General features: G+C 53.7%; 15 protein-coding genes. 4 read left to right on the top strand and 11 right to left on the bottom strand.

Translation table 11 applies throughout. The features are described from left to right. Positions 1-12: 12 nt before the first annotated feature. Positions 13-342, bottom strand: a complete 330-nt coding sequence (gene cyaY / locus KZZ10_RS05165; protein WP_259660423.1) for an iron donor protein CyaY — start codon at positions 340-342, stop codon at positions 13-15. Between the two features lie 32 nt (positions 343-374). Here cyaY and lptM point away from each other — a divergent pair, with 32 nt between their 5' ends. Both lptM and lysA read left to right on the top strand, forming a co-directional pair. Next, on the top strand, positions 375-614 hold the full coding sequence (gene lptM, locus KZZ10_RS05160) for an LPS translocon maturation chaperone LptM (protein ID WP_259660422.1): 240 nt from the start codon (positions 375-377) through the stop codon (positions 612-614). Between the two features lie 71 nt (positions 615-685). Beyond that, positions 686-1,993 carry a diaminopimelate decarboxylase gene (gene lysA, locus KZZ10_RS05155; protein WP_259660421.1) on the top strand — a complete coding sequence of 436 codons (1,308 nt, stop codon included), beginning with the start codon at positions 686-688 and terminating at the stop codon, positions 1,991-1,993. 24 nt (positions 1,994-2,017) lie between these two features. Here lysA and KZZ10_RS05150 read toward each other — a convergent pair whose 3' ends face one another. From KZZ10_RS05150 to KZZ10_RS05130, 5 genes are all read right to left on the bottom strand, one after another. Further along, on the bottom strand, positions 2,018-2,938 hold the full coding sequence (locus KZZ10_RS05150; protein WP_259660420.1) for a DMT family transporter: 921 nt from the start codon (positions 2,936-2,938) through the stop codon (positions 2,018-2,020). A gap of 5 nt (positions 2,939-2,943) precedes the next feature. Next, positions 2,944-4,140: an MFS transporter gene (locus KZZ10_RS05145; protein ID WP_259660419.1), complete on the bottom strand. Its 1,197-nt coding sequence runs from the start codon at positions 4,138-4,140 to the stop codon at positions 2,944-2,946. A gap of 12 nt (positions 4,141-4,152) precedes the next feature. Further along, complete coding sequence (gene ccsB, locus KZZ10_RS05140) at positions 4,153-5,484, bottom strand: c-type cytochrome biogenesis protein CcsB (RefSeq protein ID WP_259660418.1); 1,332 nt, start codon at positions 5,482-5,484, stop codon at positions 4,153-4,155. Between the two features lie 9 nt (positions 5,485-5,493). Beyond that, positions 5,494-7,521 (bottom strand): cytochrome c biogenesis protein ResB, encoded by a 2,028-nt coding sequence (locus KZZ10_RS05135; RefSeq protein ID WP_259661001.1) that lies wholly within the window; start codon positions 7,519-7,521, stop codon positions 5,494-5,496. 183 nt (positions 7,522-7,704) lie between these two features. Then, positions 7,705-8,406 carry a c-type cytochrome gene (locus tag KZZ10_RS05130; RefSeq protein ID WP_259660417.1) on the bottom strand — a complete coding sequence of 234 codons (702 nt, stop codon included), beginning with the start codon at positions 8,404-8,406 and terminating at the stop codon, positions 7,705-7,707. 86 nt (positions 8,407-8,492) lie between these two features. On the opposite strand from KZZ10_RS05130, the gene yihA reads away from it, so the two are divergent. Beyond that, entirely contained in the window at positions 8,493-9,116 is a 624-nt protein-coding gene (yihA, locus tag KZZ10_RS05125) for a ribosome biogenesis GTP-binding protein YihA/YsxC (RefSeq protein ID WP_259660416.1), read from the top strand. Beyond that, positions 9,113-10,129 carry a porphobilinogen synthase gene (gene hemB / locus KZZ10_RS05120; protein WP_259660415.1) on the top strand — a complete coding sequence of 339 codons (1,017 nt, stop codon included), beginning with the start codon at positions 9,113-9,115 and terminating at the stop codon, positions 10,127-10,129. The genes yihA and hemB overlap by 4 nt, the downstream gene beginning before the upstream one ends. 4 nt (positions 10,130-10,133) lie before the next feature. Here hemB and KZZ10_RS05115 read toward each other — a convergent pair whose 3' ends face one another. From KZZ10_RS05115 to KZZ10_RS05095, 5 genes are all read right to left on the bottom strand, one after another. Further along, positions 10,134-11,318, bottom strand: coding sequence for an MFS transporter (locus KZZ10_RS05115; RefSeq protein WP_259660414.1), 1,185 nt, complete (start codon positions 11,316-11,318; stop codon positions 10,134-10,136). 16 nt (positions 11,319-11,334) lie between these two features. Beyond that, entirely contained in the window at positions 11,335-13,281 is a 1,947-nt protein-coding gene (gene dsbD, locus KZZ10_RS05110) for a protein-disulfide reductase DsbD (protein WP_259660413.1), read from the bottom strand. After that, positions 13,282-13,599 (bottom strand): divalent-cation tolerance protein CutA, encoded by a 318-nt coding sequence (cutA, locus tag KZZ10_RS05105; RefSeq protein ID WP_259660412.1) that lies wholly within the window; start codon positions 13,597-13,599, stop codon positions 13,282-13,284. Between the two features lie 63 nt (positions 13,600-13,662). Then, on the bottom strand, positions 13,663-14,055 hold the full coding sequence (rplQ, locus tag KZZ10_RS05100) for a 50S ribosomal protein L17 (RefSeq protein ID WP_259660411.1): 393 nt from the start codon (positions 14,053-14,055) through the stop codon (positions 13,663-13,665). Between the two features lie 104 nt (positions 14,056-14,159). Continuing rightward, complete coding sequence (locus KZZ10_RS05095) at positions 14,160-15,143, bottom strand: DNA-directed RNA polymerase subunit alpha (RefSeq protein ID WP_259660410.1); 984 nt, start codon at positions 15,141-15,143, stop codon at positions 14,160-14,162. Positions 15,144-15,159 lie beyond the last annotated feature (16 nt).

Raw genomic sequence — 15,159 nt, 5'->3', positions numbered from 1 at the left:
GCGCACCAAGAATTACAGCTCAACGGTTAAGGTCTTACCTGTCGCTTCAGAGCAGATCGCAGACAATGTGTCATGTAAGTCCGTGCCGCCGCGCGTATCTTTCCAGTGGCGACCATCAAAGCGATAATGGAATCCACCGCTGCGGGCAGCGAGCCACATTTCATGAAGGGGCGCCTGGCTGTTGATCACAACCTGGTGTCCGTTTTCAAAAATCAGGTTTAAAACGTTGCCGTTTCGCTTCGTTTCCACATCTAGATCAAGCTTTTCGAACCAGTGGTCCGCTTGGGCTTCTATTGCATCTAGAATGATGGTTGCGCGTGTATGAAATTCTGTATCGTTCATAATCCTTGTCCTCACGTTTGAGGGAGCCAGCAGTGATCCGCAAAATCGACCTTCCGCGACATGCCCGCATTGTAGCGATGCTTACCCTCTCGACTTGGGTGGTAGGTTGCGGCTTTAAAGGTCCGCTGTATATGCCAGCCAAGCCTGCGGAGGTTCGCCCCTATGTCAGCCAAGAATCGATGTACGGTATGCCACCCGACGAAGGCAACTCGGTCATCCCGTTCTTTGACGAGGACCTTATCTTGACCCCAGCGCCGATCGTGATCGAATAGCCCTCTCAATCTCTGATGTCCGTATTGTGCTTCAGAACGTTCGTGAACCCTTCAATACCCATAGCCCCAACATGACTGCTCCTGGATCCAACGCTTCGGCCAACGCTCTGACCACCCCTGCCGGCTCACCTTTTTTTAGTTATCGAAAAGGCACCCTATACGCCGAAGGGGTTTCGCTCGCGGAACTCGGTCGCGCACTGGGCACGCCTTTGTATGTGTACTCGAAGGCTGCGCTTGCAGCCGCCTGGTCGTCTTATCAGGAGGCGATTGGCGCGCACCGCGTATTGGTCTGTTATGGGATGAAGGCCAACTCAAACCTTGCCGTGCTCAAAGAATTCGCGCGACTCGGAAGCGGCTTTGATATTGTTTCGGGCGGTGAATTGGCCCGTGTATTGGCCGCCGGTGCAGATCCCGCGAAGGTCGTGTTTTCGGGTGTTGGTAAACAAGCGTGGGAAATGCGTGCCGCCCTTGAGGCTGGCGTAAAGTGTTTTAACGTCGAGTCCGTCCCAGAACTCAAACGCCTCTCGCAAGTCGCCTGCGAAATGAGCAAGACGGCAGCGGTATCTTTGCGCGTGAATCCCGACGTGGATGCACAAACGCATCCGTATATTTCCACGGGGCTGAAAGAAAATAAATTCGGCATTGCCATCGAAGAGGCCCCGGCTGCCTATCAACTGGCTGCTTCACTTCCGGGAATTTCTGTCGTCGGTGTGGACTGCCACATCGGCTCGCAAATCACCGAGGTCGCACCCTATCTAGATGCGCTGGATAAACTGCTTAAGTTAATTGATCAGCTAACCGAGCTTGGCATCACACTCAAGCATCTAGACCTGGGTGGTGGACTCGGTATCCGTTACGACGATGAGACACCCTTAGCGCCCAAAGTGCTACTCGACAAAGTCTTTGCACAGCTGAAGGCGCGTGGCTATGACGAACTTGAACTCGTGCTCGAGCCAGGGCGCTCACTTGTCGGTAACGCAGGGGTCTTACTCACGACGGTACAGTATCTGAAACACGCTGACGCACGCAATTTTGCAATTGTCGACGCCGCAATGAATGATTTGATGCGGCCCGCGCTATACGAGGCTTGGCATGGGGTGTTGCCTGTCACGCCACGTAGCGACTCAAGCGCGCTCTACGACGTGGTCGGTCCTGTATGTGAAAGCGCCGATTGGCTAGCACGGGCGAGGCAGCTGGCTTTACACGAAGGCGATATCCTAGCAATTGAGTCTGCTGGGGCGTACGGCTTTGTGATGGCAGGCAACTACAACAGCCGTCCACGCGCGGCCGAAGTAATGGTCGATGGCGATAAGTATTACGTTGTGCGCCAACGCGAAACGTTTGCCGATCTAATTCGAGGCGAAAGCTTCTTGCCATAAGTGTATGGCGGCTCGTCCTGCGACTTAACGTGATCGTAGATAGGTGATCAACATCGGAAGCGTGAGCGACAGACCTGCCGCAACAACAAGTAAGATACCCGCCAAGGAAGAGAGCGTGGGCATCTGTCCAAACAGGAGCTCGCCGTAGATCACCGCGAGCACCAGCTGGAAGTAGTTAAGTGGCGCGAGGCTCGAGGCTGGAACATATTTATACGCATAGATCAACGCGTACTGACCCAGCCCTCCAACCACGCTCATCAACAAAATCCAAGCCCAATCAGTCGGAGTTGGCCACAGCGTCGGCCAAAAAATTAATGTTGTGACAGCACCAAGACACCAGCACGTGCTGGCCGCATACACAAAAATTTGTTCGCTGTAAACGCGGTGAGAAAGCTTACGTGTATAGATTTGAACGAGAGCGAAACTCACTGCTGAAGTGAGCAGCAACGCCGTTCCGATTAAGGAGATTTCCCCGGTCCCAGGCTTCACAATGAAAAGCATGCCAATCATGCCTGCGCCAAGGGCCAGATATTGTTTGAGTCCTACTTTTTCGCCGAGCATCATCGGAGCAAAAATCAAGACGATAAGAGGTGACACAAAATAGATCGCTGTTGCTTCGGCAAGCGGCATGTACTGAAGGCTAGGCATAAAGGCCGTACCAGAGATCCCAAGCAAGACTCCACGCAAGAGCAAGAGATTACGTTCGGGGGGCGCCACCCGAAAGCTATAACCTCTTATCAACAGTGCACTAAACGCCAGCACAAGAATCACCGTATAGCGTGAAAAATTCACGAGTGGGGCCGAATAAACATGCACGAGGCCTTTTGCCAACGCATCGAGCGTGGCAAACATCGTGATCGAAAACAAAAAGAAACCGCAGCCCTTTAACCACTGCAAAGGCTGGGGGGTTAACAGTGCAGATTGCGCGGCAGGTGGGGCGCTCATGCGGCTTAAGTCTTTGAAGCGCGATACAGCGGCAACAAGGTCAGGGCACACAGCACCCCAACTAGGCCTAACACGCCGTAGCTCGATCCGTAGCTGCCTAAGGTCCCAGCCAACAAACCAAACATAGGAGGACCGATCATCACGCCGAGAAATGTGATGCACAGCGTGCCGCCAGTCGCAAGGCTCGCTTGCCCACTCGGCGCTTGACGCGCAATTTCCGCTAAAAACACACCGTTCCAGCCAACAGCCGACGAACCAAAAATTGCAAGGATTGGAAAGAGCAACCAAGGTGAGGAATCAGGAGTTAGCAGAGCAGTCCCGACACAGCCGATGGTAAGAAGACCAGCAATCACAATCAGCATCATGCTCGCACCGAGCCAGCGGTCGGCGATGTAACCCCACAGCATTCGGCCCGCTACACCGCCCCCTTGGGCGACGGTCAGTGCACCCCCCGCGGCGATAAGGCTCCAGCCAAGGTCTTCGTATAAAAAGGTAACAAGATAGCCCGTCAGCGACATCTGACTGATCGCAAACAAGAACGACATGATCGACAAGCTGCGGAGATTGGGGTGCTGAAAAATAAGCTTAAGTGGTGAGACAACACTTGTTGCGAGTGAAGGCTTCACACTTGCGTCGCGATCATCATCAAGGCTGTTGCGCAGCGGTTGGACAGCCCAGGCACAGAGCGCGCATGCCACGCCTGCACAAAAGAATGCGGCTTGCCAACCAATCAAACTATTGAGCGTGGGTACGAGCGCGCCGGCAATGATCCCGCCAAGAGGGACCCCGGTTTGCTTAATCGAGAACACGAACGAAAGCTTTTCTGGTGGCGTTGTCTTAATCAACAAGTGTGAACTTGCTGGAGTAATAGGGCCATAACCTGCCCCAATAAATAGCGCGCCAATCGCCATGGTCAACGGATGAGGGTAGGCTGACAGCAACAAACCAAACGAGGCCAACACTAGACCGATCTGGCTTAGGCGAATCGCACCCCAGCGCTTAACAGCCGCACCGCCCAAGAGGGTAGCCACCATTGCCGCAAAATAAACGAGCGCCACGTAGGCGCCCAAATAAGTTGTTGCGATTCCTAAATCTTTGGCCACTGCCGGTGCGACCACCGGCACATTCATTACTGCCATTGCGACGAGAGCTTGTACAGTCAGTGTTGCAACGAGAACTAGTGAAGGCTTAGGGGGTGTCACAACGCACCCTCGTTACAACGCACCATACGAATGCAATCCAGAAAGAAACATGTTGACGCCAAGGAAGGCAAAGCCGGTTATCAACAAGCCGACTAAAGCCCAGTACGCGGCCATCGTTCCGCGCAAGCCCTTAAGCATACGCAAATGCAACCACGCTGCATAGTTTAACCAGACGATAAGTGCCCAAGTTTCTTTAGGATCCCACTGCCAATATGCGCCCCAGGCGTCTGCCGCCCACAACGCACCGAGAATGGTCGCAACGGTGAAAAAAGCGAAGCCGATGGCGATTGCGCGGTACATAATGTCATCGAGCACCTCGAAGGACGGCAAGCGTTCCGAAATGGGTTTACGAAACAGCAAAATCGTCCCGACGATCACTGCACCGATGCCGAAGTACAACATCCAGGTGACTGACAGGCCCTCCGTGCGAAACACCATAGGTTCTGCCGCAAGCAAGACACCCAGGATAAAAAGAGGCAACAACTTAAGCCAAGAACGCGTTTGACCGTGCTGTTTAACCAGATACGCAAAACCAACCATTGCCGCCAGCGAAAAAGTACCGTAGCCAATGAAGTTTGCTGGCACATGGATTTTCATCCACCAGCTTTTTAGCGCAGGCACTAACGGCTGTATTTGATAGGCTTCGCGGGTGAAGGAATACCAGAGTAGAAACACCACCGCAGAAGTAATGATCAATAAGACAAAGCCGCCTAACGCGCGCGTTGCATAGCGACGCTCGTAATACAAATAAAACAAGGCGGTGACCAAAGAGAAGAGTACGAAAACTTCGTACAGATTGCTCACGGGGATGTGGCCAATATCCGGCCCCATCATATGACCTTCGCGCCAACGCACCAGCATGCCCGTGGCTCCAGAAAATACGGCTCCCCAGGTCAATGCCGTACCAAGCCATGCGGAGGTCGGGCTTGCGAGGCCCAGCCAATAACAGAAGGTGGCGACAACAAACAACGCACACATCCACAAAATTGCAGACTGCGATGACAATAAATATTTCAGTAAAAACGCCTGATCCGCACGCGCGATATCGCCTTGATACAACCAAAGGGCAAGTCCAGCACCAAGAGCCATGGCAACCATCAGGAGGCGAAGCGGTCGCCACAGCCAGCCAAGCCAGGTCAAAAAGGGTACGGTCAGCACAAGAATCACTTTCTCGTAGCTATCCATCGCTTGGCTGTAACGCATCAGAGCGAAACCCGCTCCCGCGGCTAACAACAAGAAAAAGAGTGCGTCAACGATTGTTGGACGGCCGCGCTCAAGGCGCGATTGGCCTGGGTCAGACAGGTCATCCCAATTGTCTGCAGCGCCGGCGACTGGTTGTGTCATGACAGTATCTCAGTGAACCGCGGTTGGTGGTGTAGAGGTGGGCGGGTTTAAGCGGCCAAGCGCTAATTGAAGCTGCTCGAACTCACGATTGAAATCAAGTGTACGCTTTTGAGAGGTCATCGCCGCCAATACACTTGTGCCACCTGCGTGTTCTGTCGGACGTAACCACACCCAGATGCGACGATCGCGCACGTAGAACATCGTGAAAACACCCAGCACCAGCAACAAACACCCAATGTACACAATCAGCTTGCCTGGCGTACGACTGACCTGAAAAACGCTGGCCTGAACATGGTCAAAAGATTTCAGCGTAAACAAAACGGGGGCTGGATAGAACGCCAGATCTGATAAGGCGGCGACGGCCAGGCGTGACCAATTTTCGGCCTTAGTCTGCTCTTCAGGAGAATCACCAATCGCTGCAAGACCTGCACGTACGCGCGTTAAACGGTAGAGCTCGGCAACGGACGAAGATAACAAGCGCGCAATGATATCGGCCGCACGCTGCTGCTCGGCTTTCGGTACGTTGCGTTCGAGAAACTCAGAAATCGCACCTAGACCCCCGGTAGCAAAGGTATCGAGCGCGCGTTCAGCGGAAGTCTGCAGCGCCTTTTGTTCACCTGTCGTGCCACGATAGCTTTGTACAAGATTTGCTGCGGCTTGTTTGCGCATCGCAGGATCTGCGAGCGCCGCACGCAACAGCATGAACTCTTTAACGGAGCCGTGATCATCGGCTGGGATACGTAAATATCTGAATCCCGACTGACCAGGTTCTTGAACACCAGCGAGAAACACCGACATCCCATCAAGCTCGACCGGCAACATGTAGTTGTGGAACAACGTCGTCTGACCGCTCGCGTCTGTTAAGCGATATTCAATACTTGGACCCACATTACGCAGGTTGGCATTCTTTTTTCCGGCAGCACTGCCGGTGACCGACGCGACGTGTTCAGACAACGCCTTAGGTGTTGCGGGCTCACCTGCCGTGAGGTCTTCTACGTTGATGGGGCGCAGTTTAGTAATGTCAGCCTTCACTTCCTTGCCAGGACCCGCAAACTTAATGTCGCTTGACTGCCCAACACGTGCTTTAAGTTCCAGCTCGACGATCTTTTCGCCCGTCAGGCTGTGTCCGACCAACTCAACTTCACTGCCACCATCGTCAAAGCTCGACTGATAGACCGTAACGCCTTTGAAGTGCAGGGGCTCGTTAACCTCGATCGTGGCATCGAAGGTTTTCCCTGTATCGGGATCCGTTACCTCCACCTCGCTGGCGAAACGGCTTGGCATTCCTGTTGAGTAGTAATCAACGATGAACTTTTTTAACTTCAGACTAAAAGGTAAGGGTTGAACCAAGGCGCCATCATCAACATTGACGACCGCCGTGTCACGTGCACTTCCTTCAGGCACAAGAACATTCGCGCGATAACTAGGATTGCGTAGCGATAAACGGCCCTGCTCCGGCACGTCCGCGATCAACATATTTTCAACAATTGGGGTTTTGCCAAACAACCAAATCTGCAGACGCACGGGCAATTCGCTATCAAGCAGGCCACCCACACAAATGATAACGATCGCCGCATGCGCGAAGATGTAGCCGAGTCGATTACCACTTCCTTTTTTTGCGGCAATCAAAACGGCTTCGCCCTCATTGCGTACACGAAGACCATACCCTTGTTTTTTTAACCAGGCTTGCACCGATCCCGAGGCCTTGGAGACGTCTCGCGGCGTTTCGAGCTCAATGCGGTGATGAAACGAGCGTAGGCTGGATGTGCGGATTTGCTCTCGGAAGGAGTTGGCTTCCTTGAGCATCTTGGGTGCATTACGTGCCAGGCACAAGGTGGTCGAAGCCACCAAAAATGCCATTGTCAGCAAGAACCACCAGTTGTTGTAAATGTGCCAGATAGAAAACTTGTTAAGCACCTCAAACCAAAAGGGGCCAAACTGATCAATATAGGCGTTGGGGGTGCGGCCTTGGGGGACAACCGTGCCGACCAGGCTAGCCAAGCAGACATAGACCAGCAAGCTGATGGCAAACCGCATTGAACTTAACAGCTCAATGAATTGTGCAAAGGGTTTGGCGGGCTTGGGGGCAGGTGTTGTCACGGGGGCGATTGCGAGTTTATGTCGAATGATAGCCAGGGCTTTATAAAAGAATGCACTGTTTGCGTCGAAAAAAAAGGGGCGTCTAACGACTCCCCTTTTCTTATTGTCGTTGTAAAAAGTCTAGCGCAAACCTGCCGCGTAATCAGAAACAGCCTTAATGTCTGAATCAGACATCCGATCGGCGATTTGGTTCATCATGGGGCTGTTGCCGCGATGGCCAGCACGGAACAATTTGAGCTGTTCTTCAATGTAGCTCGGGAATTGACCGGCAAGACGTGGGTACTGTCCGGGAATGCCTGCACCATTGGGCGAATGGCAGCCTGCACAAGCGGGGACGTTACGATCAGGAATGCCAGCGCGCCAGATTTTTTGACCGCGCTCGACCAGCTTTTCGTTAGTTGCCGTTGCTGGCTCTGCAAGCTTTTGCAGCGACAGGTAATAGGACACGTTATGCATATCCGCCTCAGACAAAGGTGCCGCCATTGCGGTCATGACTGAGGGCGCGCCATCTGGGCCCTTGCGCAAAGCAGCCTTAGCACCCGCCTTGACGCGGAACTCTACGAGTTGCTTGTAGAGGTATTCGTGGGCTTGGCTTGAAATATTGGGGTTTGCTGGAATTGTGCTGTTGCCGGCAGCGCCGTGACAGGAAGCACAAGCAACGATGCCGCGTGCGGCGTCGCCTTGATCGTAAAGTTGGGCACCTTTAGCCGCGTCAGGCTTAGCCGGACCCGTTGCGGGGCCTGCCGCCATACTGGTTGACAGGGCGGACACCCCGAGTAGCAAGCCACTCGCAAGCATTAACCTGGACAGCAAACGCTTCATTAAAGACCTCGACGCTTTTTATATTCAACTACTTTCAAACCCTAGATTATACAATAGCGTTTGAGCATATTCTTTGTGGCCTTTCCGTGTCCATCCTCCATCGCGCTTCGTTTTTCACTTCAGCCGCCCGGTTGGACCAATTGCCTCATCCGGGGGCTCCGGAAGTCTGCTTCGTCGGACGGTCTAATGCGGGCAAGTCGACGGCCATTAACGTGCTCGCCAACCAAAAGCGCCTAGCCTTTTCTAGCAAGACACCGGGCCGTACGCGCCTAATTAATATGTTTGCCCTCCCGGACCCGCTTGATCCCGAAGGTCAACTCGGGTTTCTCGTCGACCTCCCTGGCTATGGCTATGCCTCAGTCGCCCATCGGGCTCGGGAAGAGTGGGCCGATATTCTTGGAGGCTATCTCCAGAGCCGAGAGTCGCTGGCCGGCATTGTGTTGCTCATCGACATTCGTCGTGGTGTCACTGAGCTTGATCGCCGCTTGGCAAACTGGATCGCTCCAACCAAGCGTCCCGTGCTTGCGCTGTTAACCAAAGCGGATAAGTTTCCCTACGGCCAACGCATCAAAGCAGTGTTTGCCGTAAAAAAAGAGCTCGCCGATATTGGTGCGCTCAACGCGATTCCGTTCTCAGCAACTGCGCGAATTGGTATTGAAGAAGCAAGCTTACAAATCGAAAACTGGATCTCTCCTAAGGTCGTTCCATGACAACTCCACACCTTGTTCTAGCGGATTTCCCCGCCAATCGTCCCCGCCGCCTACGCCGCGATGACTTCTCCCGCAGACTAGTCCGCGAGCACTCACTATCAGTAAATGATCTTATTTATCCCGTTTTTGTCGTTGAAGGCAAAGGGATTCGGCAGCCGATTGGGTCGATGCCAGACATCATGCGCTACTCGCCAGACACGTTGATGCAGGTGGCCGAAGAGTGTGTCGCGCTCGGTATCCCAGTGATGGCGCTTTTCCCCGTGATCGAACCAAACCTCAAGGCTCTAGATGGCGCTGAAGCCATGAACCCTAAGGGTCTGATCCCGCGTGTTGTGGCTGAACTCAAAAAACGTTTCCCAGAACTCGGCCTGCTGACTGACGTTGCACTAGACCCCTACACCAGCCACGGCCAGGACGGCGTCATCGACGAAAACGGCTATGTGATGAACGACATCACCGTCAAAATCCTGACCCAACAAGCCCTGGTTCAGGCTGAGGCCGGCGTCGATATCGTTGCGCCAAGCGACATGATGGACGGCCGAATCGGTGCCATCCGTCAGGCACTAGAAGCCAATCAGTTCATCCACACCCGCATCATGGCGTACTCAGCTAAGTTTGCCAGCGCCTTTTACGGCCCCTTCCGAGATGCCGTCGGCTCGGCTGCGAATTTGGGCAAATCAAATAAGCTGGTTTACCAAATGGATCCGGGCAATATTGACGAAGCATTGCGCGAGGTTGCGGCGGACCTGCGTGAAGGCGCGGACATGGTTATGGTCAAGCCAGGCATGCCCTATCTGGATGTGTTGCGACGCGTAAAAGATGCTTTCCGCGTCCCAACCTTTGCCTACCAAGTCAGCGGCGAATACGCCATGCTTAAGGCGGCAGCGGCGAATGGTTGGCTAGATCACGACAAGGTGATGATGGAAACCTTGTTGGGCTTTAAGCGGGCCGGTGCCGATGGGATCCTGACCTATTTTGCACCAGCAGCAGCCAAGCTGCTGAAATCGCAGTAACTACTTACTGTTGCGCCTGGCGTTGTTTTAAGCGCCAGGCAAACAGCACTGCGAGCAGAGGCAAGCCGATTATCCCGACGGGAAATACCGTCCCAAGACCGAAGGTATCGCCTAACCAGGCGCAGACCGCCACGCCAAACGACTGTCCTAAAAACAGACACGACGCAAAAAGTGACACGGAGGTGCCACGCGCGGCGGGCGCCATCTGCGTGGCATGCGTCTGTAGGACCGCATGCAAAAAGTAATACCCTAAACCCGACATGACGCTTGCAGCGACTGCCCACTGCCAGACGGGGGCAAGTAAGAATCCTGCCATCGCCAACGCAAGGAGTGCACCGCCCCACAAGGCCAACCGGCGCTCACCAAGTTTGGCGACGAACTTATTGGCGCGTATGGCATAAATAAAAGCACCCACTGCAAAACAGCCACTGATTGTTCCGGCCCACGATACGGGTAGCCCATGGCGTTCGTGTAAAAACGCTGGAACAAACGCAAGAGGGCCAAAGACAAGCATGCCTTCGATGGAAACAATCGCCAATACAAACCACGCCCATTTAGTCGACAGCACCTGCTTAATCGGCATCAAAGGGTTGACCCGACCGACGGGACGCGCGGTGGACTCGGTCACTGTATGGCGGCGAGACAACAACAACAAGCCTACGATCAAGTAGGTCGCTGCCATCCAAACAAAGGCCCATCGCCAACCTAACGTGTCAGCAAACACGCCACCTAACAACTGACCAAGTGCGAGACCTGAGATCGATCCCAACAAAAAACGCGCAATCGTCTCTTGTCTTTTTTCGTACGGGACGTGATCACCAATCCACGCCATGGCCAAGGGAACAATTGCCGCAGCCGTCGCCCCTGAAATAAAACGACCAATTTCGATCACTTCGAGCGATGGTGCCGTGGCAACAATCAGGCTGCCCACGGCGCAACCTAGCGTCGCCCAAGAGACAACGCGAAACTTTCCGTAGTGATCGCCCAAGGGGCCATAAAAGAATTGCAAGATGCCATAGGCAATCGCAAACAGGGTTACCGTGTTCGAGGCCTGTGCGGTACGCACCCCAAACTCTTGTGCAAAGACCGGCAGCAAAGGGTCACAAATTCGAAACGAGGTCGAACTCGCGCACGCCGCAAAAGCGAAGAGAATAATGACCGAAGTGGTGGACTTGCTTTGCGCTGACATACGTCTCTGTTTCTGACTACTTCAAGGCTCGGTCAAGGGTCGCTGTGAAGCGATTAGCGTCTTGGAACCCAACAACACGGATGTCGCGGCGCTCGGAGCCACCTGAAGAAAAAAATATGATCCCTGGCGGGCCAAACAATCTGTAGCGCTTCATTAACGCTCGATCATCGGCGTTGTTTGCGGTCACGTCAACTTGTAATAGCAACAACTGGCCCATCCGCTGCACCACGCGCGGATCCACAAAAGTAAAGGCTTCCATTTCCTTGCACGACACGCACCAGTCAGCGTAGAAATCTAACATCACTGGCCGAGTCGATTTTGCAAGAACCGCGTCAAGCTCTGCCACCGTGCGAATCCGCTGAAAAGTTGGATGCGCAGCGGCAGGTTGCTTGCCAAGCAACTGTTGTTTTAGTGAGGAGCCTTGCGCAGGCGCCGCGAGTTGGGCTGCGGCTGAGGTTGCGCCGCGCTCGGCTGTGCCTTGACTATTCGCACCCTGCATGAAGGCCAAGTGCCCTAAAGGCTGCAACAAAGAACGCCCACCGCTCGCAACACCCACTACCCACACTAGGCAAAGCAAGGCTAGCAACAGGCCGAACGTTTTGCGCAAAACAGCACCAAAACGTGCCTCCTGTGGCAGGGGCTCAAACGTACGCAAAAGCACCGCGGCAAACAGCACCAGCACCGCCCACCCCAGAATCTGTGCCCAAGTAGGCAACAAGGGTGTAACCATCCACCAGGCAGTTGCGAAAAGCAAGATGCCGAAAAATTTCTTGACGCCGTCCATCCAATGGCCTGCGCGAGGCATGAGCTTGCCGGCCGACAAGCCCATCAGCAACAAGGGAACACCCATGCCCCAAGCCATCGCAAACAAAGCGCTACCGCCAAGGACCACGTCACCCGTTTGAGAGATATACAGGAGGGCACCCGCCAAAGGTGCGGCAACGCATGGGCCCACGATTAAGGCCGATAAAGCACCCATCAGTGCGGCAGCACTCACGCGACCACCCAAAATATGGGAGTTCTTTGCCATCAGTTTGGTCTGCAGGCTTGCTGGCATCTGAAAGGTGTAGACATCAAACATTGCCAGAGCAAGTGCACCGAGCAGCACGGCGAACAAACCTAGCACCCAAGGCGTTTGCAACCAAGCCGCTAAGCCTGCGCCACTTAATCCAGCTGCCACACCTAATGCGGTGTAAACCACCGACATCCCGGCCACATACGCCATGGCGAGGGAAAATCCGCGCAAGCGAGAGACGTGCTTCTCTTCGCCCACAAGCAACACGGAAAGGATGGGCACCATGGGCAATACGCACGGCGTGAGTGCAAGCAGCAAGCCAAGCGCAAAAAACAGCAAGGTGATTTCAAGCAACCCGGTTGAAGACAGCAGTTGTGCCAACCCTACATCGTCTGAGCCAAAAAGTAAGTCGCTGAGCTGCCCTTGCTTGATACGCTCAAACAGCGAGCCTGAAGTTTGAGCGGCAAGCAGATAGCCCGCCGCACTTGGCTGCGGTGTGAGCTGCAAGACAAAATCTTGGGGTGGGTAGCACAGCCCAGCCTCAGCGCAGCCCTGACCATTGACTGTTAGCTTGAAGCTCTCGGGCGCGATATTGCTGGGCCATGCAGAAATAGGCAACTCGATCACCGCATCGGTGAAATAGAGCTCCATCTCTTTGTTAAAGGTTTGATCAAACTTGACTCGACCCGTCGGCATCTTGGGCTCTCCAAGCTTGACGTGTGCCGTGTCTAACTCAAAACTAAACCGCTCGCGGTACATGTAGTAACCAGGGGCGATCTTAAAGCGCAAGCTAATCTTTTCAGGCAAGCTCATTTGCGCCTGCAAGACGAAGGCTTTTTCTGGATCTAAAAAGTCTTGCGCGGCAGTGCGCGCAATCGACAACACCAATAGGCCTAGCAATAAGAATGCAAAGCCAAATTTTTGTAGCGTGTGTCTGGTTAAAGCCATTTAATTCTCGCGCACCCAGTTCAAGTACGGGGCATACCCGCCAAGGATCGGCACCACAATCGCTTCCGGGACATCGTACGGGTGCAAAGCAATCAGGCGTGCTATTAGCTTAGCCTGTTTAGCGACCGTTGTTTTTATTGTCAGCGGAATTTCTGTGGCTTTCTCAAGGGCCCCTTGCCAACGGTAAACAGACTGTACGGGAGCGCCGACATTCACGCAGGCGGCCAACCCCTCTGACACCAGGGCCTCGGCAATGCGCGTTGCGACAGCCTCATCCGGTGCATTGCTCAGCACAAGTACGATGTCTGTTTGATTCATGGGCGTCCTCTGACAAAAAAGCCTCGGATAAACCGAGGCTTCGTTTGTTTAAGCTGTCGAAATTTATTCAGCAGCTTCTTCAACTGCCTCTTCGACCACTGGGCGGTCAACCAATTCCATAAAAGCCATCGGGGCATTGTCACCCTGACGGAAACCCATCTTGAGGATACGTGTGTAGCCGCCATTGCGTGCTGCATAACGTGGGCCGATTTCAGCAAAAAGCTTGAGTACGATCTCGCGGTCACGCAAGCGTGCAAAAGCCAAACGCTTATTTGCCAGAGTTGGGCTCTTGCCCATCGTGATGAGAGGCTCAACGATGCGACGCAATTCTTTTGCCTTAGGCAACGTTGTCTTGATCGCTTCGTGGGTCAACAACGCGACAGCCATGTTGCGGAACATCGCAAGGCGATGGCTGCTGGTGCGGTTGAGCTTACGTAATCCATTACCGTGACGCATGATACTTTCCTTATTGAATCTATTAAGAGCGTTTCCGCTCGAGGTTATTCAGCTCTTCTATCAGCACCCTGAGGTGCTGCGGGCCGATTTTGGTCTTGCTAAGCTTACGGACGCTCGAGGCCCATTGGTGGCCAGTTCTCAAGCTTCATCCCTAAAGTCAAGCCGCGAGCGGACAGGACTTCTTTGATTTCGTTGAGCGACTTGCGACCAAGGTTTGGTGTCTTGAGCAATTCGTTTTCGGTGCGTTGAATCAAATCACCGATGTAGTAAATATTCTCTGCTTTTAGGCAGTTCGCCGAACGCACAGTCAGCTCGAGATCATCAACCGGGCGCAACAGCACTGGATCGATTTGCGGAGCACCACGGCTTGGCATTTCGTAAGAATCGCCGGCACCTTCGAGTGCAGCGAATACCGAAATCTGATCCATCAGAATACGAGCAGACTGACGCACGGCTTCTTCTGGGCTGATCACGCCGTTTGTCTCAACGTCGATCACAAGCTTGTCAAGGTCTGTACGCTGCTCAACGCGAGCGTTCTCAACAGCGTAGCTCACGCGACGCACTGGGCTAAACGATGCATCAAGCACGATACGACCGATTGTGTGTGCACGATCATCGATCAAAGCACGCACGTTACCAGGAACGTAACCACGACCCTTTTCAACTTTGATTTGCATTTCAAGCTTTCCGGACTCGGTTAGCGTTGCAATGACTTGTTGTGGGTTCACGATTTCAACGTCGTGGGGTAATTCAATATCTGAAGCTAGGACGAGACCAGCGCCTTGCTTGCGCAGGGTCAAGGTCACCTCGTCACGGCTGTGGAGCTTAAACACCACACCTTTAAGGTTCAAGAGAATATCAACAATGTCTTCACGCACACCAGTAATCGTTGAGTACTCGTGTACGACACCCGTGATCTGTACTTCGGTTGGTGCATAACCCGTCATCGATGACAACAAGATGCGACGCAATGCGTTGCCCAATGTATGTCCGTAGCCGCGTTCAAACGGCTCCATAATGATTTTGGCGTGGTTGGTGCCTACGGGCTCGACTTCAATCGAACGTGGCTTCAGAAAACCTTGTGACATATCTGCAATTCCTTTT

Origin of the sequence: Zwartia hollandica (assembly GCF_019923725.1) — a bacterium.
GTDB lineage: Bacteria > Pseudomonadota > Gammaproteobacteria > Burkholderiales > Burkholderiaceae_B > Zwartia > Zwartia hollandica.
This window is presented reverse-complemented; position numbering and strand designations above follow the sequence as displayed.